The 23,899-nt window shown below is 67.4% G+C and carries 27 protein-coding genes; 20 read left to right on the top strand and 7 right to left on the bottom strand.

Annotated elements, in window-relative coordinates:
• Window positions 1–45: 45 nt before the first annotated feature.
• Window positions 46–447: an OsmC family protein gene (locus AC1Q7Q_RS04735; protein ID WP_253929250.1), complete on the bottom strand. Its 402-nt coding sequence runs from the start codon at window positions 445–447 to the stop codon at window positions 46–48.
• 210 nt (window positions 448–657) lie between these two features.
• Here AC1Q7Q_RS04735 and AC1Q7Q_RS04730 point away from each other — a divergent pair, with 210 nt between their 5' ends.
• From AC1Q7Q_RS04730 to AC1Q7Q_RS04720, 3 genes are all read left to right on the top strand, one after another.
• Complete coding sequence (locus tag AC1Q7Q_RS04730) at window positions 658–1,308, top strand: VTT domain-containing protein (RefSeq protein ID WP_492372036.1); 651 nt, start codon at window positions 658–660, stop codon at window positions 1,306–1,308.
• Between the two features lie 196 nt (window positions 1,309–1,504).
• The gene (locus AC1Q7Q_RS04725) at window positions 1,505–1,759 is read left to right on the top strand and encodes a type II toxin-antitoxin system Phd/YefM family antitoxin (RefSeq protein WP_043354770.1); all 255 of its coding nucleotides are present in this window, start codon (window positions 1,505–1,507) and stop codon (window positions 1,757–1,759) included.
• Window positions 1,749–2,039, top strand: a complete 291-nt coding sequence (locus AC1Q7Q_RS04720) for a type II toxin-antitoxin system RelE family toxin (RefSeq protein WP_150989398.1) — start codon at window positions 1,749–1,751, stop codon at window positions 2,037–2,039. Before AC1Q7Q_RS04725 ends, AC1Q7Q_RS04720 begins: the two co-directional genes overlap by 11 nt.
• Window positions 2,040–2,061: 22 nt before the next feature.
• Here AC1Q7Q_RS04720 and AC1Q7Q_RS04715 read toward each other — a convergent pair whose 3' ends face one another.
• Entirely contained in the window at window positions 2,062–2,469 is a 408-nt protein-coding gene (locus AC1Q7Q_RS04715) for a DoxX family protein (protein WP_492372035.1), read from the bottom strand.
• Window positions 2,470–2,853: 384 nt separating this feature from the next.
• Between AC1Q7Q_RS04715 and phnC the strand changes: the two genes are divergently transcribed.
• The 5 genes from phnC (at window position 2,854) to AC1Q7Q_RS04690 (ending at window position 6,819) form a co-directional block, all read left to right on the top strand.
• Window positions 2,854–3,693: a phosphonate ABC transporter ATP-binding protein gene (gene phnC / locus AC1Q7Q_RS04710; RefSeq protein WP_492372034.1), complete on the top strand. Its 840-nt coding sequence runs from the start codon at window positions 2,854–2,856 to the stop codon at window positions 3,691–3,693.
• A 69-nt stretch (window positions 3,694–3,762) separates the two neighbouring features.
• Window positions 3,763–4,755 (top strand): phosphonate ABC transporter substrate-binding protein, encoded by a 993-nt coding sequence (phnD, locus tag AC1Q7Q_RS04705; protein ID WP_492372033.1) that lies wholly within the window; start codon window positions 3,763–3,765, stop codon window positions 4,753–4,755.
• Window positions 4,756–4,870: 115 nt separating this feature from the next.
• Entirely contained in the window at window positions 4,871–5,662 is a 792-nt protein-coding gene (gene phnE / locus AC1Q7Q_RS04700) for a phosphonate ABC transporter, permease protein PhnE (RefSeq protein ID WP_416053247.1), read from the top strand.
• A 79-nt stretch (window positions 5,663–5,741) separates the two neighbouring features.
• On the top strand, window positions 5,742–6,278 hold the full coding sequence (locus AC1Q7Q_RS04695) for a phosphonate degradation HD-domain oxygenase (protein ID WP_492372032.1): 537 nt from the start codon (window positions 5,742–5,744) through the stop codon (window positions 6,276–6,278).
• 43 nt (window positions 6,279–6,321) lie between these two features.
• Complete coding sequence (locus AC1Q7Q_RS04690; RefSeq protein WP_492372031.1) at window positions 6,322–6,819, top strand: GNAT family N-acetyltransferase; 498 nt, start codon at window positions 6,322–6,324, stop codon at window positions 6,817–6,819.
• An 8-nt stretch (window positions 6,820–6,827) separates the two neighbouring features.
• Here the strand turns inward: AC1Q7Q_RS04690 and AC1Q7Q_RS04685 are convergent, their stop codons facing one another.
• Entirely contained in the window at window positions 6,828–7,775 is a 948-nt protein-coding gene (locus AC1Q7Q_RS04685) for a LysR family transcriptional regulator (RefSeq protein ID WP_492372030.1), read from the bottom strand.
• A gap of 147 nt (window positions 7,776–7,922) precedes the next feature.
• Here AC1Q7Q_RS04685 and AC1Q7Q_RS04680 point away from each other — a divergent pair, with 147 nt between their 5' ends.
• The 7 genes from AC1Q7Q_RS04680 to AC1Q7Q_RS04650 all read left to right on the top strand — a co-directional run bounded on the left by AC1Q7Q_RS04680 (window position 7,923) and on the right by AC1Q7Q_RS04650 (window position 16,277).
• The gene (locus tag AC1Q7Q_RS04680; RefSeq protein WP_492372029.1) at window positions 7,923–8,900 is read left to right on the top strand and encodes a tripartite tricarboxylate transporter substrate binding protein; all 978 of its coding nucleotides are present in this window, start codon (window positions 7,923–7,925) and stop codon (window positions 8,898–8,900) included.
• Between the two features lie 107 nt (window positions 8,901–9,007).
• On the top strand, window positions 9,008–11,113 hold the full coding sequence (locus AC1Q7Q_RS04675) for an acetate--CoA ligase family protein (RefSeq protein WP_492372028.1): 2,106 nt from the start codon (window positions 9,008–9,010) through the stop codon (window positions 11,111–11,113).
• Between the two features lie 138 nt (window positions 11,114–11,251).
• The gene (locus AC1Q7Q_RS04670; protein WP_492372027.1) at window positions 11,252–12,145 is read left to right on the top strand and encodes a MaoC/PaaZ C-terminal domain-containing protein; all 894 of its coding nucleotides are present in this window, start codon (window positions 11,252–11,254) and stop codon (window positions 12,143–12,145) included.
• 47 nt (window positions 12,146–12,192) lie between these two features.
• Complete coding sequence (locus tag AC1Q7Q_RS04665) at window positions 12,193–12,942, top strand: SDR family NAD(P)-dependent oxidoreductase (RefSeq protein WP_492372026.1); 750 nt, start codon at window positions 12,193–12,195, stop codon at window positions 12,940–12,942.
• Entirely contained in the window at window positions 12,935–13,759 is an 825-nt protein-coding gene (locus AC1Q7Q_RS04660) for an enoyl-CoA hydratase/isomerase family protein (protein WP_492372025.1), read from the top strand. Before AC1Q7Q_RS04665 ends, AC1Q7Q_RS04660 begins: the two co-directional genes overlap by 8 nt.
• Window positions 13,756–14,952 (top strand): acetyl-CoA C-acetyltransferase, encoded by a 1,197-nt coding sequence (locus tag AC1Q7Q_RS04655; protein WP_492372024.1) that lies wholly within the window; start codon window positions 13,756–13,758, stop codon window positions 14,950–14,952. The genes AC1Q7Q_RS04660 and AC1Q7Q_RS04655 overlap by 4 nt, the downstream gene beginning before the upstream one ends.
• 44 nt (window positions 14,953–14,996) lie before the next feature.
• A complete protein-coding gene (locus tag AC1Q7Q_RS04650; RefSeq protein ID WP_492372023.1) occupies window positions 14,997–16,277 on the top strand; it encodes a CoA transferase in 1,281 nt (426 codons plus the stop codon).
• Here AC1Q7Q_RS04650 and phnN read toward each other — a convergent pair.
• From phnN to phnF, 4 genes are all read right to left on the bottom strand, one after another.
• Window positions 16,231–16,860, bottom strand: a complete 630-nt coding sequence (gene phnN, locus AC1Q7Q_RS04645; protein WP_492372078.1) for a phosphonate metabolism protein/1,5-bisphosphokinase (PRPP-forming) PhnN — start codon at window positions 16,858–16,860, stop codon at window positions 16,231–16,233. The genes AC1Q7Q_RS04650 and phnN overlap by 47 nt on opposite strands.
• An 11-nt stretch (window positions 16,861–16,871) precedes the next feature.
• Entirely contained in the window at window positions 16,872–17,633 is a 762-nt protein-coding gene (locus AC1Q7Q_RS04640) for a DUF1045 domain-containing protein (protein ID WP_492372022.1), read from the bottom strand.
• A gap of 26 nt (window positions 17,634–17,659) precedes the next feature.
• Window positions 17,660–18,856, bottom strand: coding sequence for an alpha-D-ribose 1-methylphosphonate 5-triphosphate diphosphatase (locus AC1Q7Q_RS04635; RefSeq protein WP_492372021.1), 1,197 nt, complete (start codon window positions 18,854–18,856; stop codon window positions 17,660–17,662).
• A gap of 93 nt (window positions 18,857–18,949) precedes the next feature.
• Complete coding sequence (gene phnF, locus AC1Q7Q_RS04630) at window positions 18,950–19,684, bottom strand: phosphonate metabolism transcriptional regulator PhnF (protein WP_492372077.1); 735 nt, start codon at window positions 19,682–19,684, stop codon at window positions 18,950–18,952.
• Window positions 19,685–19,880: 196 nt separating this feature from the next.
• Here phnF and phnG point away from each other — a divergent pair, with 196 nt between their 5' ends.
• The 5 genes from phnG to phnK all read left to right on the top strand — a co-directional run bounded on the left by phnG (window position 19,881) and on the right by phnK (window position 23,897).
• Window positions 19,881–20,390, top strand: a complete 510-nt coding sequence (gene phnG, locus AC1Q7Q_RS04625; RefSeq protein WP_492372020.1) for a phosphonate C-P lyase system protein PhnG — start codon at window positions 19,881–19,883, stop codon at window positions 20,388–20,390.
• Between the two features lie 79 nt (window positions 20,391–20,469).
• Window positions 20,470–21,048, top strand: coding sequence for a phosphonate C-P lyase system protein PhnH (gene phnH / locus AC1Q7Q_RS04620; RefSeq protein ID WP_492372076.1), 579 nt, complete (start codon window positions 20,470–20,472; stop codon window positions 21,046–21,048).
• Between the two features lies 1 nt (window position 21,049).
• Window positions 21,050–22,204 carry a carbon-phosphorus lyase complex subunit gene (locus AC1Q7Q_RS04615; RefSeq protein WP_492372019.1) on the top strand — a complete coding sequence of 385 codons (1,155 nt, stop codon included), beginning with the start codon at window positions 21,050–21,052 and terminating at the stop codon, window positions 22,202–22,204.
• The gene (locus AC1Q7Q_RS04610; RefSeq protein ID WP_492372018.1) at window positions 22,201–23,112 is read left to right on the top strand and encodes an alpha-D-ribose 1-methylphosphonate 5-phosphate C-P-lyase PhnJ; all 912 of its coding nucleotides are present in this window, start codon (window positions 22,201–22,203) and stop codon (window positions 23,110–23,112) included. The genes AC1Q7Q_RS04615 and AC1Q7Q_RS04610 overlap by 4 nt, the downstream gene beginning before the upstream one ends.
• Window positions 23,109–23,897, top strand: coding sequence for a phosphonate C-P lyase system protein PhnK (gene phnK, locus AC1Q7Q_RS04605; RefSeq protein ID WP_150989340.1), 789 nt, complete (start codon window positions 23,109–23,111; stop codon window positions 23,895–23,897). The genes AC1Q7Q_RS04610 and phnK overlap by 4 nt, the downstream gene beginning before the upstream one ends.
• Window positions 23,898–23,899: the final 2 nt, after the last annotated feature.

Here is a 23,899-nt window from a genome sequence, read left to right as displayed (position 1 = left end):
AGAGATGGCCTGCGGGCTGCCCCTTCCGGTTTTGCCTGGGGCTTCTCAGAGGAAGGTTGTCTCGATTCGCGACGCACCCTTGAGGAACAGCGTCACCGGCGTGCGCTCGCAGATCTGCGCGAGCCGCTCGCGCTCGGCCTCGCCCAGTTCCACGCCGCTAAGCCGGACCTCGCGCCGGATGAAGCGTGCCTCGTCCTTGCCCTGGAAGACCGCCGTGACTTCCACATCGGCCACGGGCCACTGTTTCCTCTGCATGTACATCTTCAGCGTGATGGCGGTGCAGGACACCAGACCGGACAGCACGAAGGCAAAGGGCGGCGGGCCCTGGTCCGTGCCGCCCAGCCCGGCGGACTCGTCACCGACCAGTGCGTGGCTGCCGGCCTGCAGGTGCACCAGGTAGTTGGCATCGACCGAGCCGATCCGGGCGGTGGCTTGGGAATTTGACATGGTATTTCCTGGGGTTGTTGGTGCAGAGGATTGTGCGGATTATGCGGGTTATGCTCAATATTATGCGGGCGCGCGCCGGAGGGAAAGGCTCTTCTCGCCATATTTCCCGCTTGTCATCGGCACAGAGGCCAGGGCACCGTACCCACCTGGGGTCCCCGGTGGCCAGGGCGCGCCTACACTGTAGCCATCACTTCAAGACCGGGGGCACGCATGGAAGCATCGCAAGTCTTGCCGTTGCTGCTGCATTTCGACCAGCATCTCGGCCCTGCCATCGCGCAATACGGCATCTTGGTCTACGGCATCCTGTTTGCCATCGTGTTCTGCGAGATCGGGCTGTTGCCGCTGTTCTTCCTGCCTGGCGACCCGCTGCTGTTTCTCTGTGGCGCGTTCTGCGCGGCGGGCGCGCTCAAGCTATGGATCCTGCTGCCGGTGCTGCTGGTCGCCGCGGTGGCCGGCAGCCTGCTGAACTACGCCATCGGCAAAGCCATCGGGGCCCGCGTGTTCACGGGCGGCTACCGATGGATCAACCGCGACGCACTGCGCAGGACGCATGACTTCTACCAGCGCCACGGCGGCCTGACTTTGCTGCTGTCCCCCTTTGTCGCCGTGGTGCGCACCTTTGCCCCGTTCGTCGCGGGCGTGTCCGCCATGTCCGCGACGCGCTTCGCGCTGGCCGCGAGTGCTGGCGCCGCGGTGTGGGTGGTGTCGCTGCTGGCCGGCGGCTATCTCTTCGGCAATGTGCCGCTGGTGCGCGATCACATGAGCGCCATCGTCCTGCTTGGGCTTGCGCTTGGGCTGGGGTCGCTGGTGGTGGCCAGTGCGTGGCGGGCGGTGAAGGGCAGGCAGGGGGCACGGGGGTGAGTCGTTTGCGGTTGTGACGGCGCGCAAGCATGGACATGGAAGGCCTCGGGTCGCCCGGCTTCTGGTTGCTGATCGATAGGACAAAAAGTACACATATTTTTGTGCTAAATTATGTGCTTTATTACGGGTAACGAACGGGCTGCAAGCCTGTCCATGCAGTCCGATTGGAACCCGCTACGCCAGGCAACCCAAAGATATGACAGTCACACGCGCCATCTACGCTACCGCGACCGTAAGCATCACGGACCTTCGCCGCAACCCCGGTGCCATCATTGAGGAGGCCGGTAACGAACCCGTGGCAGTCCTCAATCACAATCGCCCGGCCGCATACCTGGTTCCCGCCCAGGCTTTCGAAGCACTTATGGACCGGCTTGAGGACATCGAGCTTGCAGAAATCGTTCGGCAGCGTCGCGGCGGGAAGTCCGTAAAGGTGTCGCTGGATGAGTTATGAGCTCGCCTTTCACGAAGACGCTTTGAAGGAATGGAAGAAACTCGATGCGTCGATCAAGGATCAGTTTCGAAAGCAGCTCGAGAAACGTCTGGCCGAACCCCGGGTGCCGTCTGCCAAGCTCAGTGGCAAGGACATGAAAGACGTATACAAGATTAAGCTGCGCGATGCCGGATACCGGCTGGTGTACGAGGTCAACGATCGTACCGTCACTGTGCTAGTGCTCGCTGTTGGACGACGGGACAAGAGTGAGGCTTATCGCCGGGCCGGTGTAAGGCGATAGCGGTCACCTTGTATTGCCCGACCTATGGTTCGCCTTTCCCATCTCGCGTAGCAACGGCATCATCCGGCCGGCTCGTGCTCCACAAGATGCACACCAGCAACAACACCTGCACCACCAGCCGGATACCCAGCAGGCTCGGCGGAATCTTCGGGAACAGCTCGGGGTGCTGCCACATGTAGACATTGGCCGGTGTGACCGCAAGCGTCAGCAGTGCCAGGCCGTATCCCGCCGCTCGCCGGGTGGGCAGCCACAGCACCCCCAGCGCGCCCAGCAGCTCGAACACGCCGCTCACCAGCACGGCGGCGGCAGGGTAGGGGATCGATGGAGGGACGATGCTGACGAAGAACGGCGTCAGCATGAAGTGCCCGAGCCCGCCGAGGGCGAACCAAACGAACACAAACAGCAGCCCGGCGCGTTTTGCTTTGCTCATGAACGTCCTTGTCGGTGCGCGTACGCAATCCGGAGGGTTTCATCGGGGGCAACCTCTGGTCCGGCCGGGCACCCTGTGCTCCCCCACGTGGAAGGTGCCCAAGAAGGATACCTTGCGCTTTGCATCGTTTGAATGTTCCACCTGTTTCAATCGAGAGATGGGGTCCCCGGGGCGGAGAATGGCCACTGTCCTGCATGGCCATGTGCATGCCTCGCGCCCAGTAGCCCATGCGGCCCGGCGGGCCGGCAGCGAGGTCGGCCCGAGGCCACTTGGTGCAGGCGGCTGGCCAAGCGGGCCTCCCAATTCGAGATTGCTCTCCAACCTTCATCGTTTTGTCATCCGCACCACCCAGAATGCGCTCACTGTTGATGCAAGGAGTGTGGGATGACGCATGCGATTGAAGTGCGCGGCCTGTCCAAGTCGTTCCAGGCGGGACGCAAGGCGCTGGATAACGTGAGCCTTGCCGTTGCCCCTGGTGAAATGGTGGCGCTGCTGGGTGCCTCGGGCTCGGGCAAGTCCACGTTGCTGCGCCACGTGGCGGGGTTTATCGCTGCCGATGCGGGCGGCGCTGGCGAGGTGCTGGTCAATGGCCGGGCCATCCAGCAAGGCGGCCGGCTGGCGCGTGATGTGCGCGCGGCAAGGGCAGAGATCGGTTTTGTATTCCAGCAGTTCAACCTGGTGGGCCGCCTGCCGGTGATCACGAACGTGCTGACCGGCATGCTGCCGCGCGTGCCGCTGTGGCGCAGCCTGATCCGCTTCTTCCGTGTCGGCGAGATCGACGCAGGGCTCGAAGCGCTTGCCCAGGTTGGTATAGACGACTATGCCTTTCGGCGGGCATCCACCTTGTCGGGCGGCCAGCAGCAGCGCGCGGCCATTGCCCGCACACTGGTGCAGAACGCGCGGGTGATCCTGGCCGACGAGCCGATCGCTTCGCTGGATCCCGAATCCGCGCGGCGCGTGATGGAGTTGCTGGCGCAGATCAACCGAGCGCGCCGCGTGGCAGTGGTGGTGTCGCTGCACCAAGTGGATGTGGCGATGCGCTATTGCCCGCGCGTGGTCGCGCTGCGCCACGGCAAGGTGGTCTACGACGGCCCGTCCGCCGCGCTGACCCCGGCCATGCTGCGCGAGCTGTATGGCACGGAAGCCGCCGAGCTGCTGCCCGACGGCGCGGGGCTGGAGGTTGCCGCGCCCGCCATGCTGCACGGTGGCCTGGCGGCGGCCTGATTGACCCCGGATTACTTCGCAATGTTTCCCGCAAGCACCCCCAACAAGGTTTTTCCTCGGAGTTCCCTCATGCTGCGCAGAACCCTTCTCGCCCTGATCGTCACGAGCGCCGCTGGCGCGCTCTCGCTGCCCGCCTTTGCCCAGGAAGGCAAGGTCCTCAACATGGGCTTTATCTCGACGGAAACCTCGTCCAACCTGAAGTCCGCCTGGCAGCCGGTGGTCGATGACCTGAGCAAACAGCTGGGCGTGCAGGTCAAGCCGTTCTTCGCCTCCGACTACGCCGGCATCATCGAAGCCATGCGCTTCAACAAGGTGCAGATTGCCTGGTTCGGCAACAAGTCCGCCATCGAAGCGGTGGACCGCGCCAACGGCGAGGTGTTCGCCTCGGTGATCGACAAGGACGGCAACCCCGGCTACTGGTCGCTCCTGATCGTCAACAAGGACAGCAACCTCAAGACGCTGGACGATGTGCTCAAGCAAGGCAAGTCGCTGAGCTATGGCGCGGGCGATCCGAACTCCACCTCGGGCACCGCCGTGCCGGGCCACTACCTGTGGGGCGCCCACAAGATCGAGCCGAAGACCTTTTTCAAGACGGTGCGTGTGAGCAACCACGAAACCAACCTGCTGTCCGTGCTGAACAAGCAGGTCGACGTGGCGGTCAACAACACCGAGAACATGGAGCGCTACCGCATCAACACCGGCAAGAACGCCTATGACCAGGTGCGCGTGCTGTGGAAGTCGCCGCTGATCCCGGCGGATCCGCTGGTCTACCGTAAGGACCTGCCGGCCGATGTCAAGGCCAAGGTACAGGCCTTCTTCGTGAACTACGGCAAGGGTGCCGACGCCGCCCGCGAGAAAGAGAACCTTGCCAAGCTGACCTACCAGGGCTTCCGTGCGTCCAACGACAAGCAGCTGGTGCCGATCCGCCAGATCGAGCTGGCCCGCGAGAAGACCAAGATCGAGTCCGACACCACGATGGCCGCGCCGGACAAGGAAAAGCGCCTCGCCGACCTGAGCAGCAAGCTGGCTGAGCTGGACAAGATCGCCGCCAGCGCGCAGTAACGCGCCCATAGTCAAGCACTATGCGCGGCCCGCCCCCAAGCCGGGGCGGGCCGCACACCGTCGCCTCACCTTTGCTTTAGCCCGAGTACTCATGCATCCTTGCGCCAACCCCACCATGATCCCAGCCACTCCGCCTCGTGCCGTCCGTCCGCCGCGTGCCAGCCTGCCTGTCATGTTCGTCTGGGCGGTGGTGCTCGCCTTGCTGGTCATGTCGTGGCAGGGCGCCGACATGCGTCCGCTCGATCTGTGGAGGGACTCCGGCAACATGGCGAAATTCGCTGCCGACTTCTTTCCGCCCAGTTTCCGTGACTGGCGCATCTACCTGGACGAGATGCTGGTGACCGTGCAGATCGCGATCTGGGGCACCTTCCTGTCCATCGTGTTTGCCGTGCCGCTGGGGCTGGCGTGTTCCGCCAATATCGTGCCGGCCTGGGTCTACCAGCCGATGCGCCGCGTGATGGATGCCTGCCGCGCCATCAATGAGATGGTGTTCGCCATGCTGTTTATCGTGGCGGTGGGGCTGGGCCCCTTCGCCGGTGTGCTCGCGCTGTGGGTGCACACCACCGGCGTGCTCGCCAAGCTGTTCTCGGAAGCCGTGGAGGCCATCGACCCGCGCCCCGTGGAAGGCGTGCGCGCCACCGGCGCCAGCGCGCTCGAAGAGGTGGTCTACGGCGTGATCCCGCAGGTGCTGCCGCTGTGGATCTCTTATGCGCTGTACCGCTTCGAATCCAATGTGCGCTCGGCCACGGTGCTTGGCATCGTCGGCGCTGGCGGCATCGGCACCGTGCTGTGGGAGATCATCCGCAGCTTCCAGTATGCCGAGACCTGCGCGGTGATCATCATCATTGTTGGCTTTGTCACGGTCATCGATTTGCTGTCCGCCCGGATCCGCAAGGCGCTGGTTTGACAGCGGCTTCAGGCCGCCTTAAGCCGCCTTAAACCGTCTCAAGCCGCCTCACGACACCAGCCCGAACACACAAATCACCATGACGATCCTCAGGCGCATCGAAATCCTCTTCTCCGGCCACGGCACCGCCTTCTACGGCGGCGAGGCCATCACCCAGACCGAACATGCGCTGCAGTGCGCGCAGCTGGCCGAGCAGGCCGGCGACCCTGAGCCGCTGATCGTTGCCAGCCTGCTGCACGACCTCGGCCACCTCGTGATGTCCGAGGACAGCACCATCGATCTGCGCCACCAAGAAGTCGGCGCCGACCTGCTCGCGGTCGGGTTTGGGCCGGAGGTGACCGAGCCGGTGCGCATGCATGTGGCCGCCAAGCGCTACCTGTGCGCTACCGAGCCGGGCTACCAGGCCACCCTGTCGCCTGCCTCGCAACACAGCCTGGCACTGCAGGGCGGCCCCTTTGGCGCCACCCAGGCGGAGGCGTTCGTCGCCCATCCCCACGGGCCGGCAGCCGTGCGCCTGCGCCGCTACGACGACCTGGCCAAGGTCGTCGGCCTTGCCACGCCGCCGCTGGAGCACTACCTGCCGATGGTGGCGCGCTGCCTGCGCCGCGCGCCCTGACCGGCATCGCACCTAAGCAATCTCACTCGAAACCGATATCCGCATGGACCTGCCAGATGCACGCCGCACCAGCGGCGGCCCGACCCTGCACGAAGTGACCGGCACCGATGCCGAACTGCTGCAGGTGGCCGCCTTGCTCTCCGAAATGGACAACGAGACGCCGCTGCCTTTGCAGCGCATGCGCGCGCTGTTCGCCCAGCTCAAGGCGATGCCGCACTATCGCTGCTACCTGATGCGCAGCGCCGCCGGCGAAGCGCTCGGCACGTTCTGCCTGCTGGTGTTCCCGGTGCTGGCGCACGACGGCCGCAGCGAGGCCATCGTGGAAAGCGTGGTGGTGACCCACGACGCGCGCGGCACCGGCGTAGGCACGGCCATGATGCACGCCGCCATGCGGCTGGCCGAAGAGGCGGGCGCCTCCAAGCTGGCGCTATCGTCCAGCGCGCGCCGGCTGCAGGCGCATCAGTTCTACCGGCGGCTTGGGTTTACGGAGCACGGGACCAGTTTTAGCGTCGGGTTGCCGGTGGCCGCGGTGCACCTCTGACAGTAGCGCTATCCCATCCGCTTGCCCGCACTCCGCCTGGCCGTTTCCCCCTCGGCCCTAGGCGCCTTCTCCGCCGGCGCCTCGATACTTTCGCGAAAGCGCTGCGTGACAGCGGTTTCGGCCAGCGCGTGATACGCCAGGGAAATGCCGATCGACGCATCCGGCGGCAGGTCGGAGATCGGGCGGAACACGACGCGGCCCGATGAGTGCGATGCGTTGACCGATGGCACCAGGGCGACCCCGAGCCCGCTATCCACCAGCCCTACCACGGTCTGCACCTGTACGGCTTCCTGCGCGATGTAGGGGCTGATGCCGGCGCGTGCGAACAGGTGCGACACCGCGGCTTGCAGGCCGCCCACGCGTGAGGGCGTGTAGCCGATCAGGGGACAGTCGGCGAGGTCGTGCAAGGCGACCTGCTTCTGCTTGGCCAGTGCGTGGCCGCGCGGGAGCGCGGCACAGAACACGTCGGTCTGGATCAGCTGGAAGCGGACGTTCTCCGGGCGGGCGGTGGGCACGCGCACGAAGCCCACGTCGAGCTCGCCGTTTTCCACCAGCGATAGCAGTTCGAGGTTGGTGCCTTCGCGCAACTCCAGCTTGACCTGCGGGTGGCGCTTGGTGAACGCCTGTATCAGCCGCGGCAGCAAACCGAACGTGACCGAGCCGATAAACCCGATGCGTAGCCGTCCGGCTTCGCCGGTGGCGGTCGCACGCGCGGCCGCGCTGACTTCTTCCGCATTCTGCAGGCATTTCCTGGCGGCTTGCAGGGCGGCTTCGCCGGGGGCGGTCAGCCGTACCCCGCGGGCAGTGCGCTCGAACAAGGGCGTGCCGAGTTCTTCCTCCAGTTTGCGGATGGCGACGGAAAGCGGCGGCTGTGCCATGAACAGCCGCTCTGCCGCCCGGCTGAAGCTGCTGGTCTCGGCGACGGCTACGAATTGCTTGAGTTGACGCAGGTCCATCCATATACCTCGTGTATAGCTATGCGTATGTAAAGTATTGGATTAAGTATATGACATTGCTTACGATTGTTTCTGAAACAGGCACAAAGAAGCCGAGGGCGCCGAACACACGTTTGGCTGCGCCTGACCTCAGACCGGAGACAATCGATGATCAGCACGAAACGCTGGCTTGCCGCTGCCGTTGCGGCCACCGCCGCTCTCACCTTGCCCGCGCTTAGCCTGGCGCAGGCTTTTCCTGCCAAGCCCGTCAAGATCGTCGTGCCTTACCCGCCGGGCGGCACCAATGACATCGTTGTGCGCCTGCTGGCGCAGAAGCTGGGTGACAGCATGGGCCAGCCGTTCGTGGTCGAAAACAAGCCCGGCGCCTCCGGCAACCTGGGCGCGGAGCAGGTGGCCCGCGCGGCGCCCGACGGCTACACGCTGCTGCTGGTGACGACGGGGCATTCGATTCACCCTTCGCTCTACAAGAACCTGCGCTACAACATCAAGACCGACCTCACCCCGGTGAGCGAGCTGACGCGCGGCCCGATGCTGGTGATGGTGACCCCGTCGCTGCCTTACAAGACGGTGCGGGACGTGATCGCCGCGGCCAAGGCCAAGCCGGGATCGATCAACTTCGGCTCGGCGGGCAACGGCTCGTCCACGCACCTGGCTACCGAGCTGCTGAGTTCGATGGCTGGTGTGAAGATGACCCACATCCCGTACAGCGGCAGCGCGCCTGCCATGGCGGACGTGATGGCGGGCAATGCGCAACTGGTGATGGACCTGATGTTCTCGGCGCTGCCGCAGGTCAATGGCGGCAAGCTGCGTGCGATCGCCATCACCGGCGCCAAGCGCTCGCCGCTGCTGCCTAACGTGCCAACGGTGGCGGAGTCCGGCGTGCCTGGCTTCGAGACCCTGGCGTGGAACGGGCTGATGGCGCCGGCAAGCACGCCCAAGCCGATCATTGACAAGCTCAACGCCGAGATCCACAAGGCGCTGGACGCGCCGGAGATGAAGGAGCGCCTGCGCGCCCAGGGCTTCGAGCCGTCGCCGGGCACGCCAGAGCAATTCGGCGCGTTGATCCGCTCGGAGATCGACCGTTGGGCAAAGGTCGTCAAGACTTCCGGCGCCAAAGTCGAGTAAGCCGGATTTGCGAAGGCAGGGGCGGGTGCCGCCCCGACCCGATCCGCTCCTCTTCTTTTTCCTATTCCCCTTCCGCCGCCACTGTTTTTCTTGCAAGCGATCTCGCCATGCCAGACCGTCATCCCCTTGTGCGTCTCCTTCGTCCGCGTTCCGTCGCCGTCATCGGCGCCTCGGACGATCCGCTGCGCATCGGCGGCCGGCCTATCGACTACATGCGCAGCCAGGGGTACCAGGGCCGCCTGATGCCGGTCAATCCCAATCGCGCCACCATCCAGGGCCTGGAAGCCTACGCCAGCGTGGCTGACCTGCCGCAGACGCCGGACGTGGCCATCGTGGCGGTGGCCGCCAAGCTGGCGCCCGACGTGGTGGCGGAACTAGCGGCACGCGGCACGGCGGCGGCCATTGTGTTTTCCGCAGGGTTTGCCGAGGCCGGGGACGAGGGCGCGCAGATCCAGCAACGCATGGTGGCTTCGGCGCGCAAAACCGGCATGCGCCTGCTTGGCCCGAACTCGCTGGGCGTGGTCAATCCCGGCACCGGCTTTTACGGCAGCTTCACCTCGGTGGTGGAAATGGGCTTTCCGGCGGCGGGGCGGGTCGGCATTGCCAGCCAGTCCGGCGCGTATGGCAGCCACATCCTGGGCATTGCGCGCGATGCAGGCATTGGCGTGTCGGCCTGCGTGATGAGCGGCAACGAGAGCGACATCAGCCTGGGCGACATCGTCCACGCCATGGTGGACGACGACAACACCGATGTGATCGCGGTCTACTCCGAGGGCATACGCGACGGGCAGCGCCTGATGCAGGCGCTGGAGGCCGCGCGCAAGGCGCGCAAGCCGGTGGTCATGATGAAGGTCGGCACCAGCGCGGTGGGCAGCGCGGCGGCGCAGTCGCACACGGCCTCGCTGGCCGGCAACGACGCGGTGACCGATGCCGTGCTGGCCGAGTTCGGCGTGGTGCGGGCGCGCTCCACCGAGCATATGCTCGACGTGGCACGGCTGGCCACGCGCCGCATCTATCCCGCCAACAATTCCCTGGGCGTGATTACCGTCAGTGGCGGCGCCGGCGTCATTATTTCCGATGCGGCGGAAGTGGTTGGCTTGCCGATGCCGGAGATGCCCCCGGCGGCCCAGGAGCGCCTGAAAGCGTTGCTGCCCTTTGCCGCGCCGCGCAACCCCGTGGACTGCACGGCGCAGTTCCTGAACGACATGACCATCGCGGGCCGCTTCACGCAAGCGGTGGTGGCCGAGGGCGGCTACCAGTCGGTGCTGGGTTTCTTTACCTACACAGGCGGCGCCGACTCCATCGCGCCGCGCCTGCGCGAGCAGCTAAAGGGCGTGCGCGACAAGCATCCGGACCGGCTGTACCTGCTGTCGGTGCTGGCCTCGCCCGAGCGTGTGCGCGAGTACGAGGCCGACGGCTTCACCGTGTTCGAGGATCCCACCCGCGCGGTGGTGGCCATCGAAGCCATGGGCCGTTTTGGGCAAGCGTTTGAGCGCGCTCCCAGCTTGCCGCCGCCCTCGGTGCCCGCGGTGGAGCTGCCTGACAGCATGCCTAGCGAGGCGCAGGCCAAGCGCGTGCTGGCGCAGGCTGGCATCGCCGTGGCCCCAGAACGCGCTTGCGCCACGGCCAGCGAGGCGGTGGCGGCGGCCGAGGCGTTGGGCTATCCCGTGGTGCTCAAGATCCTGTCGCCGGGCATCCAGCACAAGTCCGAGATCGGCGGCGTGCTGCTGAACGTCACCGATGCCGAAGGCGTGCGTGCTGGCTTCGGTCTGTTGATTGCACGCGGCAAGGAGGCCGTGCCGGGCGCGCGCCTCGAAGGCGTGCTGGTCGCCAAACAGCTCAGCGGCGGCGTGGAATGCATTCTCGGCATCCAGCGCGATCCCGTCTTTGGCCCGGTGGCCATGTTCGGGCTGGGCGGCATCTTTGTGGAAGTGATGAAGGACGTGGTGCTGCACCGTTGCCCGTTCGGCGAGGACGTGGCCGAGCAGATGATCCGCTCCATCAAGGGCGCGCCGCTGCTGCTGGGTGCGCGCGGCAAGCCGCCAGTGGATATCAAGGCGCTGGCGGGCATGCTGGCGCGGCTGTCTGTGTTTGCGCACCAGGCCGGCCCGCGCCTGCAATCGGTGGACCTGAATCCGGTGTTTGCGATGCCGCAAGGACGGGGCGCCTTTGCCGTCGACGCCGTGATCGAGGTGACGGAGCTACCCGGATGATTCGCGACGCCGAAACCCTCAACGCCCTGGGCGACAGCATCCGGCGCTTTGTGCGCGAGGAATTGGTACCCGCCGAGCGCCTGTACGCCGCGCGCCTGACGCCGTCACCATCCAGCAGACAACTGCAGACAACACGCCATGCCACTCGACCCCAAGCATCTCCTCAGCCGCCAGTTCGCGCCCGTCGAGCAGGCTTACAGCGCGCGCGACAGCATGTGCTATGCGCTGGGCATCGGCCTGGGCGCCGATCCGCTCGACGCTGGCCAGCTGCGCTACGTCTATGAGCACGCGCGCGGCGGCCTGCAGGCGCTGCCCACGCTGGTCAACGTGCTGGGTTACAGCGGCTTCTGGGCCGACCAGCCGGACACCGGCATCACCTGGCGCAAGCTGGTGCACGCCGAGCAGGCGTTCGTGCTGCACCGGCCGTTGCCGGCGCAGGGGCGGGTAGTTGGCCGGAACAAGGTCACCGCGCTGTACGACAAAGGCCCGGATAAAGGCGCGTTGATGATGCAGGAGCGCCAGGTGCATGACGCGGCCACCGGCGAGTTGCTGGCCACCGTCACCCAGACCACCATGCTGCGCGCCGATGGCGGCTTTGCCGCCGGCGGCGCCAGGGCGGGCACGCCGCCGCCGCCGCATGCGATGCCCGAGCGCGAACCGGACGCCGTGTGCGATCTGGGGACGCTGCCGCAGGCTGCGCTGCTGTACCGGCTCAACGGGGACTTCAATCCCTTGCACGCCGACCCGGCGGTGGCGCAGGCGGCCGGGTTCTCGCGGCCCATCCTGCATGGCCTGTGCACCATGGGCATCGCCATGCACGCCGTGCTGAAAACCGTGCTGGCCTACGACGCCGCCACGGTGCGCGGCATGCGGGTGCGCTTTACCGCTCCGGTATTGCCCGGCGAAACGCTGCGCACGGCGATCTGGGTCGATGGCCCGGTGGTGTCGCTGCGCACCACGGCGCTGGAACGCGGTGTGGTGGTGCTCAACGCCGGGCGCGTGGACCTGAGCCAGCCGCCGGCTCCAATCTGACGCTGCTTGCGCAGCCATCCCGACACACGTATTCCGAGGAGAACCGAATGGATCTGCAGATCAAGGACAAAGTCGCCATCGTCACGGGCTCGGCCCGCGGGCTGGGCGCGGCTACGGCACGCCACCTGGCGCAAGAGGACGTCAAGGTGGTGATCACGGACATCCTGCGCGAGCAGGCCGAAGCCACGGCCGCCGCGCTGCGCGCCGATGGCTTGCAGGCGCATTGCATCGTCGCCGACATCACCAAGGGCGCCGACGTGCAGCGGCTGGTGGATGAAGCCGTCGCGCATTTTGGCGGGGTGCACATCCTGGTCAATAACGCCGGTTTTCCGCGCGACAAGTACCTCGTCAAGATGACCGAGGAGGACTGGGACCTGGTGATGGAGGTCATGCTCAAGGGCGCTTTCCTGGCTACCAAGGCCGTGATGCCGCGTTTGATCGAACAAGGCTGGGGGCGGGTCATCAATATCAGCTCGCGCGCGCACTTCGGCAATCCCACGCAAGCCAATTACGCGGCGGCCAAGGCCGGGCTGATCGGTATGGCCAAGGCGCTGGCGCTGGAGGAAGGGCGCTACGGCGTGACAGTCAATTGCGTGGCGCCTGGCTTCATGGAAACCGAGATGGTGCAGGCCTTGCCCACCTACGAGACCATCAAGGAGCGGGCCGTCGCCGCGCAGCCGATCAAGCGGGTTGGCCGGCCGGGCGACATCGCCGATGCGGTGGCCTTCCTGGCTTCGGAGCGCGCCAGCTTCATTACCGGCGAGGTGCTGCACGTCACCGGTGGGCGCTATGGCTGAGATCTCGGCAGGGCCGGTGCGTTGCTCCGCCAAAGACGGCATTGCTACGCTGACGCTGGACAACCCGCCGCTGAACGTGGTTTTCCGTGGCTTGACCGAGGCGCTTGACCGTGCGCTGGATGCGCTGGAACGCGATCCCGCCGTGCGCGCCGTGGTGCTGACCGGCGCCGGCACCCGTGCCTTCTGCGCGGGATCCGATATCGCCGAGTTCCGGCCGCTGATGCGGCCCGGGCAGATCGTGCCGGGCAAGCTCGCCCTGCAGCATGCGGTGTTCGGGCGGCTGGACGATTTCCCGAAGCCGACGGTGGCGGCGGTCAATGGCCTGGCGTTCGGCGGCGGCCTGGAGATCGCGGTCTGCTGCGACCTGATCGTGGCGGACGAGACGGCGCGCTTCGCGCTGCCCGAGATCAAGCTGGGCGTGTTCCCCGGCAGCGGCGGCCCGGTGCGCGTCACGCGGCGCGTGGGCGAAGGGCGCGCCAAGGAGCTGATGTTCCTGGGCGAGCCTATCGATGCAGCCACCGCGCTGGCCTGGGGCCTGGTCAACCGCGTGGCCCCGCCGGGCCAGGCGCTGCAAGCGGCATTGGCGCTGGCGGCCACGCTGGCACAGCGCCCGCCGCTGGCGCTGGCGCTGTGCAAGCAGGCCATCGACCTGAGCTTTGACACCACCGAAGACGAGGCGATGCGCCAGGCGCTGCCGCTGTCGGACCGCGTCTTCAGTTCCAAGGAAGCGCAGGAAGGCGTGCGTGCCTTCTTCGCCAGGGAAACCCCGCGGTTCGGCACTGACGAACTGCATCAAGAACAAAGGATGCCATCATGAAACGAGCCGCAATCGTCTCCCCGCTGCGCACGCCCATCGGCGCGTTCGGCGGCAGCCTGCGCAGTATCTCTGTCGAAGAACTCGGCGCTACCGTGGCGCGCGCCGTGGTCGAGCGCACGGGCCTGGATCCGGCCCGTATCGAGGATGTGGTGTTCGCGCATTCCTACGCCAACGGCGAAGTGCCTTGCACCGGCCGCTGGGTAGCGCTGCAGGCCGGCTTTCCGATCAGCGTTGCCGGCATGCAGCTGGACCGCCGCTGCGGCAGCGGCCTGCAGGCGATCGCCACGGCTGCGATGATGGTGCAGACCGGCGTCGCCGATGTCGTGATGGCCGGCGGCGTCGAGAGCATGAGCAACGTGGAGTACTACACCACCGACATGCGCTGGGGCAAGCGCGCCGGCACCGTGAAGTTCCACGACCGTCTGGAGCGCGGGCGCGAACGCTCGCAGCCCGAAGCCCGCTTCGGCCGCATCTCCGGCATGATCGAGACAGCCGAGAACCTGGCACGCGACTACGGCATCTCGCGCGAGGAGGCCGATGCCTTTGCGCTGCGCAGCCATCAGCGCGCCGCTGCCGCTTGGTCCAGCGGCAAGTTCGCGCAGGAAGTGGTGCCGGTCAGCGTGCCGCAGCGCAAGGGCGAGGCGCTGATCGTGAGCGAGGACGAGGGCATCCGTGGGGATCTCACCATCGAGCAGCTCGCACGGCTCAAGCCCCTGATGAAGGACGGCATCGTCACTGCCGGCAACGCCTGCCAGCAGAACGATGCCGCCGCCGCCTGCCTGATCGTGGCCGAAGACAAGCTGGAAGCGCTTGGCCTGGCGCCCATCGGCTACCTGCATAGCTGGGCCGTGGCTGGTTGCGAGCCGTCGCACATGGGCATTGGCCCCGTGCCAGCCGTCAAGAAGCTGTTCGGCAAGAACGGGCTGGGCTTTGACGACATGGGTCTGGTGGAACTGAACGAAGCCTTTGCCTGCCAGGCGCTGGCCTGCGCCAAGGGCTGGGGCTGGAATGATCCGGATCGCTTCAATGTGAACGGGTCCGGCATCTCGCTGGGGCATCCGGTGGGCGCCACCGGCGTGCGCATCATGACCTCGCTGATGCACGAGCTGGGCCGGCGCGGTGCGCGCTACGGCCTGGAAACCATGTGCATCGGCGGCGGGCAGGGCATTGCCGCCGTATTCGAGCGCGCCTGACGCGGCCACTACGCCACTACGCCACTACGGACCGGACCGCTCCCATGACCTATCCATTCCTCAACCGGCTGCGCGTGATCGAAAGCTCGGCCTTTATCGCGGCGCCACTGGCCGGCCTCACGCTGGCCCAGTTCGGCGCTGACGTGATCCGCGTGGACATGATCGGCGGCGGCATTGACTACATGCGCATGCCGCGCATGCCGCAGGCCGGCGGCAAGGGACGCAGCCTGTACTGGACCGCGCTGAACAAGGGCAAGCGAAGCATCGCGGTCGACCTGCACAAGCCCGAAGGGCGTGAACTGGTGCAGGCGCTGGCGACGGCGCCCGGGCCGGATGCGGGCGTACTGCTGACCAATATCGGCACAGCGTGGCTCGCGCACGAGGCGCTGGCCGCGCGGCGCGCGGACATGATCAGCTGCACCATCCAGGGCAACGGCGACGGCAGCACGGCGGTGGACTACACCGTCAATTGCGCCACCGGGTATCCGGCTGTCACCGGCGGCGGGTCGCGCGAGCGGCCGGTCAACCATGTGCTGCCGGCCTGGGACATTGCCTGCGCCTACCAGGCCGCCTTTGCCGTGGTCGCCGCGGTGGAGCAACGCCGGCGCACGGGCGCAGGCGCGCAGCTGAAGCTGGCGTTGTCCGACATGGCCTTCACCATGCTGTCGCATCTTGGCCTGCTGGCCGAGGCCGAATTGCTGCAGCAGGAGCGGCCGTCGATCGGCAATCACCTGTATGGCGCCTTCGGCCGCGACTTTGGCACGCTGGACGGTGGCCGCCTGATGGTGGCGGCGATCTCGGCGGGGCAATGGAAGGCGCTGGTGGAGGCTTGCGGCATCGCCGGGCAGGTGACTGCGCTGGAGCAGCGCACGGGCCTGAACCTGGGCGACGAGGCCGATCGCTTTGCCTGCCGCGAGGCCATTGCCGAACTGGTTGCACCCTGGTTTGCCACCCGCAAGCAGGCAGAGGCGGAGCGCTTGCTGGAAGCGCGCAAGGTCTGCTGGGGCCGCTACAGCACGGTCGGCGAGTTGCTGGCCGGCGATCCGCGTGTCAGCCTTGCCAATCCGGTGTTCGAGCGCATTGCGACCCCAGGGATCGGCGAACATCTTGCGGCCGGCGCGACGGTGCGGGTTGCGTCGATGGAGCGCGAGGCAACCATGCCTGCTGCGTTGCTGGGCACGCATACCGACCAGGTGCTGCATGAAGTCCTGGGGCTCGATGGCGCCGCCGTAGGCCGGCTGCATGATGCCGGGGTGGTGGCGGGCCCGGAGCGGGACCCTACGGCTGTTGCTGATTCTGGTGCTGGCGCGTGCGCTCGTGCGTGAGCCGCATCAACGCGCTTGCCGCGTCCTCCAGTGCGCCGCTGTTGTCGATCACCGTCAGCCGGCACCCTGCCGGCACGGCGAACGGCTCGCCGGCGCGCTGCAGGCGCCGCACGATGGCTTGCTCGTCCTCGCGGCCGCGCAGCCGCAGGCGCTCTCCCAGCACGTGCAGGCGCACGCTGACCTGCACGGCGTGCAGGGCCGGATAGCGCGCGTGGGCGGCGGCCAGGTGCTCGCGTGACCCGTTCACGACCACGCACAAGCCCTGCGCCAGCCAGTCGTCAAGCTCGGTCCCAATGCCGTAGCACAAGCCGTGGCTGCGCCAGTGCAGCGCAAAGCCGCCTTGCGCCACGCGGTGCTCGAACGCCGCGGGGGTGATCGCCACGCTGTCTTCATCGGCGCTGCTGGCGCGGGTGATGTAGCGTTGCGCCACGCGTACGCCGGCATCATCCTGCAACTTGTCGCGCATCACGCGCAGCAGCGAGTCCTTGCCGCTGCCGGAGGGCCCCATCAGGTAAACCAGGCCGCTGCCGCGCGGGGCTTCGGCGCAGGGCGCGGCGATGTTGGCGCGCACCGCGGTGCGCATGGCCTTGGCGCTCATGCCGTGGCTTCCAGCAGGACCGCTCCGGCGGCATCGGTGGTGCTGCCGTCAAAGCCATAGTGGCGGGCGGCCAGGAAGGGCGCGTCCGGCGCGCTCTGCACGAACAGGCTGACGTCGCGTACCGTCATCGGCTGCAGCAGCAGCGGGCCGCTCGCGGCCTGCAGCATGGCGATGGCGCTGTCCTGCTCGGCTTGGTCGAGCAGCCCCGTGAGCGTGATGTGGAAAATAAAGGTCTCGAACGCGTACGGGTAGCCCCACGCATCCAGCATGCGCCGGGCTGGCTCGCTCAGTTGCCCTGGCTTGCGGCGTGCCAGCTCGGCGGGGGTGGGCGGCGCGCGGAAGCTGTCGAACTCGCGCACCGCTGCGTCTGCCAGCGCGTGCATGCGCGCATTGGCGCTGGCGTCGCCGCCGAGGCACCAGGCCAGGAAGCCCCGCAGGTTGTGCAGCGCTAGCGGTACCGCGAAGGGCTGGCGGTCCAGCGCGAAGACGCGCATGGCGGCGTCCAGCCCGGCAGGCGTCTGGCCATCCGCCAGCCGGAACGGGGCCTTGAGTGTGGCATGCAGGCCATAGTGGGCCGGTGCTTCCGTCCAGCGGGCGATGCGGGCAATGCGGCGGGCATCGTCGGGTACGGTACGCGCAATTGCCTCGCCTGTTTCGGCGCTGCGGCCCAGCCATTGCTCGCCCACCAGCCGAAAGGGCGCGGCGGGGTTGAGGTAGATGGCGTAGCGGTAAGCCTGTGGCAATGGATTGTTCGACATCGGGCTCGGCATCCTGGTCATGCGGGTCAGGCCGCGCGCCGCTCGCCGCTGGCCTGCACCAGCGGGAAGGCACGCGTGGCGTGGTGCAGCACACCGCCGACAATGGCGGCGCAGACCTGGGGCAGGGCGGGATCGCGGTCGTCGACGATGATGGCGTCGGCACGCAGGCCGGGGCTGAGCGCGCCGCGGTCGTTCATGCCGGCGGCGCGCGCCGGGTTGCGCGAGACCAGGTCCCAGGCGGCCGGCAACGGCAGCACGCCGAGCTGTGCTACGCGGAACGCGGCTTGCAGGGGCGCCGGGTAGTAGTAGTCGGAGGCCAGCACGTTGCACAGCCCGGCGGCGATCATCTCGGTGGCATCCGGGGCGCCGGTGTGGCTGCCGCCGCGGATCACGTTGGGCGCGCCGAATACAGCGTGGTTGCGCAGCGCGTGGGCGGCGCGGGCCACATCCACGGTGAGCGGGAATTCCGCCACGGTGCAGCCTTGCTGGTGATAGCGCTGGCGGGTGGCGGCGTCGCCGTCGTCGTGCGAGGCGACCTGCAGGCCGGCGGCACGGGCGGCGGCAATCAGCCGGGCCACGCCTTCGGGCACCTCGCTTGCCTGCGCGGCTGCTTGCTCCAGGCGCTGGCGGAAGATGACCGGATCGCACTCCGCGCGGTCCGCGTACTGCGCCAGCTTACGCGCGTCGTGCAGGCGGGTGGCCATCAGCGGCAGGTGGTCGTTGATGGCCAGGAAGCGCACCTTGCCGCTATCGATCCAGGCCAGCGCGGTTTCCAGCCCGGCCAGGTGATGTGCCTCGAAGCGCAGGTGCACATGGTGCTGCGCGCCAAGGGTGCCGCGCATGCGCTCCAGGCCGTCGAACATGCGCTGGGCGTAAGCCTCGCCGCGCAGGCCGCCTTCCCACGATAGCGTCACGCCGTGCAGCTCGGTGGTGATGCCATGCGCGAGCAACTGGCGGTCCACGTCGAACAGCGCGCTGGTGTACGGAAAGCTCACGCCGGGGCGCGGCATCACGGCACGCTCGAAGGCGTCGCCGTGAATGTCCACGATGCCGGGCAGCACCAGCAGGTCGCCCGCATCGAGGGCAGGCCCTGCCGTGCTGGCCGGCCCCGCCAGGCAACCGTCGCGGAACGCGAAGGCGGCCGGCGCAATGCCGTTGGCGGTGAGAACGCGGCGGCCGCTCAGGCCGGCAAGGGTGGGGTGAGGTGCGTGATTGGTATCCATGCTGGCGACCTTAGCGCGGGCAAATGACAAACAGATGTCTAGACCAATTTGATCGGTAGGGCGTGTATCCCAAACGGCGGACGATTGCGCATTTTAGTCCTGGTCGGTTACGGTCAGCTGGACCCAGTCGCCGGCAAAGCGCACCACGCTGTATTGCAGCGGCGCGCCCTCCAGGTCGACGTTGAGCGCCTCCACCTGCAGGATCGGCCGCGTCTTGGGCTGGTTGAGCTGGCGGGCCACCGGCGCCGTCGGCATGGCGGCGGTGATGCGCGACCACTTGCGCGTGTAATCGGTAATGCCGTAATGGGCGAACGCCTTGGAGATCGACAGGCGCGCACGCAGCTCGGCGTCCATGTCCGGAAACCGCGTGGCATCGAAATAATGCTCGGCCACGTCAATGGTGCGGGCTTCGGCTTTGCCCAGCATCTGCACGCGCAGGATGGGCGCGCTGCGCGCCAGGCCCAGGTGCTTGGCGATCTCGGGCGCGCGCAGTGTTTGCGATTCCAGCACCTCGATGTGCCCGCGCATGCCCTGGCTGGCCAGGTTCTGCGAAAAACGCGTGCGCCGCCCGATGGCGTAGTCGATGGCGTGTTCCTGCACGAAGGTGCCGCGGCCTTGCTCGATGCGCACCAGCCCGTTTTGCTCCAGCTCGCCCATGGCGCGGCGGATGGTATGGCGGTTGACGGCGAAACGCGTGGCCAGCTCCGGCTCGGGCGGCAGGCGCTCGCCCGGGACATAGAGCTTGTTGCGGATGTCGAGCGCCAGGGCCTCGCCGATCTGGCGCCATACCGCAACTCCCGAACCCCGCTCGACTTCCTGTTCCACCATCGCGCCCTGCCTTTTCGTCATCCTGCGTTAATCACTTGCATGCTTCAATAAGATGCGATTGTGCCTCAACCTGGCCATGCCGTGCACGGGGCCGAAGCGCACGGCAGGGCGTCATGAAAGCTTCATCTGGCTGTGTTGTAGTTCGGCCATGGATGGTATTCTACATCTAAACGTATAGACGTATAGGGGATGTGAAATGGATCGAACCGATACCGAAGCGGGCACGCAGGCAGGGGCGGCGGCCCAGCAGCGAGCGGCTCAAGCGGCTCAAGCGGCCCGAGCCGCCTGGCTGCGCGTGCTGGCTCTGGCCGCTCCGGATGCCCTGGCGCAGGCCGTGGGCCGCCTCGGCGCGCTGCCGGCCTACCGCCTGCTGCGCAAGCCGGAGAGCGGTATGGCCATGGTGCGGGGGCGCGCCGGCGGCACGGGGGCGCAGTTCAACCTCGGGGAGGTCAGCGTGACGCGCTGCGCGGTGACGCTGGAGCCGGGCGTGGTCGGGGTGGGTTACGTGCAAGGCCGCACCCACGCCCAGGCGGAGCAGATCGCCGTGCTGGATGCGCTGCTGCAGTTGCCCGGTTGGCATGCGCGCGTGCAGGCCGAAGTGGTCGCGCCGCTGGCCCGGGCGCGCACGGCGCAAGGCGAACACAAGGCCGCCGTGGCGGCGCAGACAAAGGTGGAGTTTTTTACCATGGTGCGTGGAGAGGACTGAGATGCCAGGCCAAACGATTGCCGCCCAGACGGCCGGATACGACAACGTGCCCCCGGGGCGGCACGGCGCGCTTGCGCCGATGCTGCTGCCCGGCTTCGACGATGCGGTGCAATCGGCGCAGCGGACCTTCCGCGCCGCGCTGCATGCCATGTCCCACCCGGGCAGCATCGGCGAACTGGCCGAGCCGTGCGGCGTGCCGCAGGGCTTGTCCCCGGCCTTGAGCGCGCTGCTGCTCGCGCTGGTCGACAGCGATACGCCGCTGTGGCTGCCGCCCGAGACGCCCGAGGGCGTGCGCGCCTTCCTGCGCTTCCATTGCGGCTGCCCGCTGGTGGCGCAAGTGGCGCAGGCGGCCTTCGTGGCGGTGCCGGCCGGCCATGCCGTGCCCGATCTGGTGGCTTGCGCCCAGGGCGATCCGGCGTACCCGGACCGCTCCGCCACGTTGCTGATCGAGGTCGCCTCGCTGAACGGCGGCCCCAAGGTCACGCTGCGCGGCCCGGGCATCGAGACCCACGCCACGCTGGCCGTGCAAGGCTTGCCGGCCGATTTCTGGACCCAGTGGCAGGCCAACCATGCGCGTTTCCCGCTCGGCGTGGACGTGCTGCTGACCAGTGGCAGCGCCCTGTGCGCGCTGCCGCGCACCACCCAAGCGGAGGCTTGACATGTACGTTGCCGTCAAAGGGGGCGAGCGCGCCATCCTCAATTCGTACCGCATGCTGGACGACTACCGCCGCGGCGACCGCCGCGTGCCGGAGCTGACACTGGCGCAGGTGCGCGAGCAAATGCCGCTGGCCGTGTCGCGCGTGATGGCCGAAGGCTCGCTGTACGACCCGCACCTGGCCGCGCTGGCGATCAAGCAGGCCGCGGGCGACCTGATCGAAGCCGTGTTCCTGCTGCGCGCCTATCGCACCACGCTGCCGCGCTTTGGCTATTCGGTGGCGCTCGATACCGGCGCCATGCGCTTGCAGCGCCGGATCTCGTCCACCTTCAAGGACGTGCCGGGCGGGCAGGTGCTGGGGCCGACCTACGATTACACCCAGCGCCTGCTCGACTTCACACTGGAAGCCGAGCGCGACAATGCGCCGCTGCCGGCTGCGGCAACCACGCTGGATGCGCGCATGCCACGCGTGACGGACCTGTTGCGCCAGGAGTCGCTGATCGAGCCGGAGACCGTGCCCGAGCACGATCCCGCGCCGCCCGACCTCACGCGCGAGCCACTGGCGCTGCCCGCGGCGCGTCCGGCGCGCTTGCAGAACCTGGCCCGCGCCGATGAAGGCTTCCTGCTGTCGATGGGCTACTCCACCCAGCGGGGCTACGGCAACTCGCACCCGTTCGCGGCAGAGATCCGCTACGGCGAGGTGGAAGTGGAACTGTTCGTGGAGGAACTGGGTTTTGCCGTGACCATCGGCGAGATCGAGGTCACCGAATGCCAGATGGTGAGCCAGTTCGCTGGCAACGCGCAGGAAGGGCCGAGCTTTACGCGCGGCTACGGCCTGGTGTTCGGCTATGGCGAGCGCAAGGCCATGTCGATGGCGCTGGCCGACCGCGCCATGCGCGCCGCCGAACTGGGCGAGGCCGCCGACGCGCCCGCCAACGACGTGGAGTTCATGCTCTACCACAGCGACAACGTGGAGGCCTCCGGCTTCGTGCAGCACTTGAAGTTGCCGCACTACGTGGATTTCCAGACCAATCTCGAACTGCTGCGCCGCCTGCGCGCCGAGCGCGGTCAGGGCGTGCCGTCCCCGGCGCCCACGCCGCCCGGGCAAGACGATGCCGTCATCTCCCAAGTGCTGGCGCAGGAGGCCATCGCATCATGACCGACACCAATGCCAACACCGTCGTGCGCGACGAACACTACAACTTCGGCTACCTGGACGAATCCACCAAGCGCATGCTGCGCCGCGCGCTGCTCAAGGCGGTGGCCATCCCCGGCTACCAGGTGCCCTTCGGCAGCCGCGAGATGCCGCTGCCCTACGGTTGGGGCACCGGTGGCATCCAGGTCACCGCCTCCATCATCGGCAGCGACGATGTGCTCAAGGTGATCGATCAGGGCTCTGACGACACCACCAACGCCATCAATATCCGCCGCTTCTTTGGCCGCGTGACCGGCGTGCAGACCACCGAGCGCACCGCACAAGCCACCATCGTGCAGACCCGCCACCGGATTCCGGAAACGCCGCTGGCCAAGGGCCAGATCATGGTGTTCCAGGTGCCCATCCCTGAGCCGCTGCGCTGGCTGGAACCGAGCGAGACCGAGACCCGCACCATGCACGCGCTGGCCGAGTACGGCGCGATGCATGTCAAGCTCTACGAGGACATTGCCCGCCATGGGCGCATTGCCACCACCTACGACTACCCGGTGATGGTCAACCAGCGCTACATGATGCGGCCGTCGCCGATCCCCAAGTTCGACAACCCCAAGCTGGACTACAGCCCGGCGCTGATGCTGTTCGGCGCGGGGCGTGAGAAACGAGTCTATGCGGTGCCGCCCTTTACCAGCGTGAAGAGCCTGGACTTCGACGACCATCCGTTCGCGGTGGAGACGTGGGATGGCTGCTGCGAGCTATGCGGCTCCACCGACAGCTATCTCGATGAAATCATCACCGACGACGCGGGCGGGCGCATGTTCGTCTGCTCCGATACCGAGTACTGCGCCACGCGCCAGGAGCAGGGTGAGACCGGGCCGAACGGCACCGCCGCCCACGCACGCAAGGAGGCCGCATGAGCCGCACCGATCCGCACCAGCCGCTGTTGTCCGTGCGCGGCCTGACCCGCACTTGGGACGGCGTGCATGGCTGCCACGATGTCAGCTTCGATCTGTTCCCCGGCGAAGTGCTGTGCGTGGTGGGCGAGTCCGGCTCGGGCAAGAGCACCTTGCTGCAGGCGGTGTCATGGCAGGCCGCGCCGGAATCCGGCAGCGTTTGCTACGACACCCGCGAGCAAGGGCTGGTTGACCTCGCCACGCTGTCCGACGCCCGGCTGCGTCTGCTGGCGCGTACCGACTGGGGCTTCGTGCGCCAGAACGCGCGCGATGGCCTGCGCATGCGGGTGAGCGCCGGCGCCAATATCGCCGAGCGCCTGATGGCGGTGGGCGGGCGCCATTATGGCGAGCTGCGCGAAGTGGCTGGCACGTGGATGGAAAAGATGGAGCTCGACCTGGGCCGCCTGGACGATGCGCCGACCAGCTTCTCCGGCGGCATGCAGCAGCGCCTGCAGATTGCCCGCAACCTGGTGACGCATCCGCGCCTGGTGTTCATGGACGAGCCTACCGCCTCGCTCGATGTCTCCGTGCAGGCCCGCCTGCTCGACCTGCTGCGCCGGCTGGTGGCGGACCTTGGGCTGGCTGCCATCATCGTCACCCACGACCTCGCCGTGGCGCGCCTGCTGGCGCACCGCACGCTGGTGATGCAGGGCGGGCGCGTGGTGGAAAGCGGCCTGACCGACCAGATCCTCGACGATCCGCACCACCCGTACACCCAGTTGCTGGTGTCTTCCATTCTGCAGGGCTGATC

Source organism: Cupriavidus sp. GW823-FHT07A04 (assembly GCF_058794615.1).
Note: the sequence above shows the minus strand (reverse complement) of the source record. Positions and strands in the feature narration are given on the sequence as shown.

Coding starts and splice junctions, on each gene's coding strand:
- AC1Q7Q_RS04685 (WP_492372030.1), bottom strand. CDS start 7,775: ATGGACCTGCGTCAACTCAAGCAATTCGTAGCCGTCGCCGAGACCAGC.
- AC1Q7Q_RS04615 (WP_492372019.1), top strand. CDS start 21,050: ATGTACGTTGCCGTCAAAGGGGGCGAGCGCGCCATCCTCAATTCGTAC.
- AC1Q7Q_RS04670 (WP_492372027.1), top strand. CDS start 11,252: ATGCCACTCGACCCCAAGCATCTCCTCAGCCGCCAGTTCGCGCCCGTC.
- AC1Q7Q_RS04715 (WP_492372035.1), bottom strand. CDS start 2,469: ATGAGCAAAGCAAAACGCGCCGGGCTGCTGTTTGTGTTCGTTTGGTTC.
- phnK (WP_150989340.1), top strand. CDS start 23,109: ATGAGCCGCACCGATCCGCACCAGCCGCTGTTGTCCGTGCGCGGCCTG.
- AC1Q7Q_RS04640 (WP_492372022.1), bottom strand. CDS start 17,633: ATGTCGAACAATCCATTGCCACAGGCTTACCGCTACGCCATCTACCTC.
- AC1Q7Q_RS04660 (WP_492372025.1), top strand. CDS start 12,935: ATGGCTGAGATCTCGGCAGGGCCGGTGCGTTGCTCCGCCAAAGACGGC.
- AC1Q7Q_RS04690 (WP_492372031.1), top strand. CDS start 6,322: ATGGACCTGCCAGATGCACGCCGCACCAGCGGCGGCCCGACCCTGCAC.
- phnF (WP_492372077.1), bottom strand. CDS start 19,684: ATGGTGGAACAGGAAGTCGAGCGGGGTTCGGGAGTTGCGGTATGGCGC.
- phnN (WP_492372078.1), bottom strand. CDS start 16,860: ATGCGCACCGCGGTGCGCGCCAACATCGCCGCGCCCTGCGCCGAAGCC.
- AC1Q7Q_RS04695 (WP_492372032.1), top strand. CDS start 5,742: ATGACGATCCTCAGGCGCATCGAAATCCTCTTCTCCGGCCACGGCACC.
- AC1Q7Q_RS04610 (WP_492372018.1), top strand. CDS start 22,201: ATGACCGACACCAATGCCAACACCGTCGTGCGCGACGAACACTACAAC.
- AC1Q7Q_RS04665 (WP_492372026.1), top strand. CDS start 12,193: ATGGATCTGCAGATCAAGGACAAAGTCGCCATCGTCACGGGCTCGGCC.
- phnH (WP_492372076.1), top strand. CDS start 20,470: ATGCTGCTGCCCGGCTTCGACGATGCGGTGCAATCGGCGCAGCGGACC.
- AC1Q7Q_RS04675 (WP_492372028.1), top strand. CDS start 9,008: ATGCCAGACCGTCATCCCCTTGTGCGTCTCCTTCGTCCGCGTTCCGTC.
- AC1Q7Q_RS04635 (WP_492372021.1), bottom strand. CDS start 18,856: ATGGATACCAATCACGCACCTCACCCCACCCTTGCCGGCCTGAGCGGC.
- phnG (WP_492372020.1), top strand. CDS start 19,881: ATGGATCGAACCGATACCGAAGCGGGCACGCAGGCAGGGGCGGCGGCC.
- AC1Q7Q_RS04720 (WP_150989398.1), top strand. CDS start 1,749: ATGAGTTATGAGCTCGCCTTTCACGAAGACGCTTTGAAGGAATGGAAG.
- AC1Q7Q_RS04735 (WP_253929250.1), bottom strand. CDS start 447: ATGTCAAATTCCCAAGCCACCGCCCGGATCGGCTCGGTCGATGCCAAC.
- AC1Q7Q_RS04730 (WP_492372036.1), top strand. CDS start 658: ATGGAAGCATCGCAAGTCTTGCCGTTGCTGCTGCATTTCGACCAGCAT.
- AC1Q7Q_RS04655 (WP_492372024.1), top strand. CDS start 13,756: ATGAAACGAGCCGCAATCGTCTCCCCGCTGCGCACGCCCATCGGCGCG.
- phnE (WP_416053247.1), top strand. CDS start 4,871: ATGATCCCAGCCACTCCGCCTCGTGCCGTCCGTCCGCCGCGTGCCAGC.
- AC1Q7Q_RS04650 (WP_492372023.1), top strand. CDS start 14,997: ATGACCTATCCATTCCTCAACCGGCTGCGCGTGATCGAAAGCTCGGCC.
- AC1Q7Q_RS04680 (WP_492372029.1), top strand. CDS start 7,923: ATGATCAGCACGAAACGCTGGCTTGCCGCTGCCGTTGCGGCCACCGCC.
- AC1Q7Q_RS04725 (WP_043354770.1), top strand. CDS start 1,505: ATGACAGTCACACGCGCCATCTACGCTACCGCGACCGTAAGCATCACG.
- phnC (WP_492372034.1), top strand. CDS start 2,854: ATGACGCATGCGATTGAAGTGCGCGGCCTGTCCAAGTCGTTCCAGGCG.
- phnD (WP_492372033.1), top strand. CDS start 3,763: ATGCTGCGCAGAACCCTTCTCGCCCTGATCGTCACGAGCGCCGCTGGC.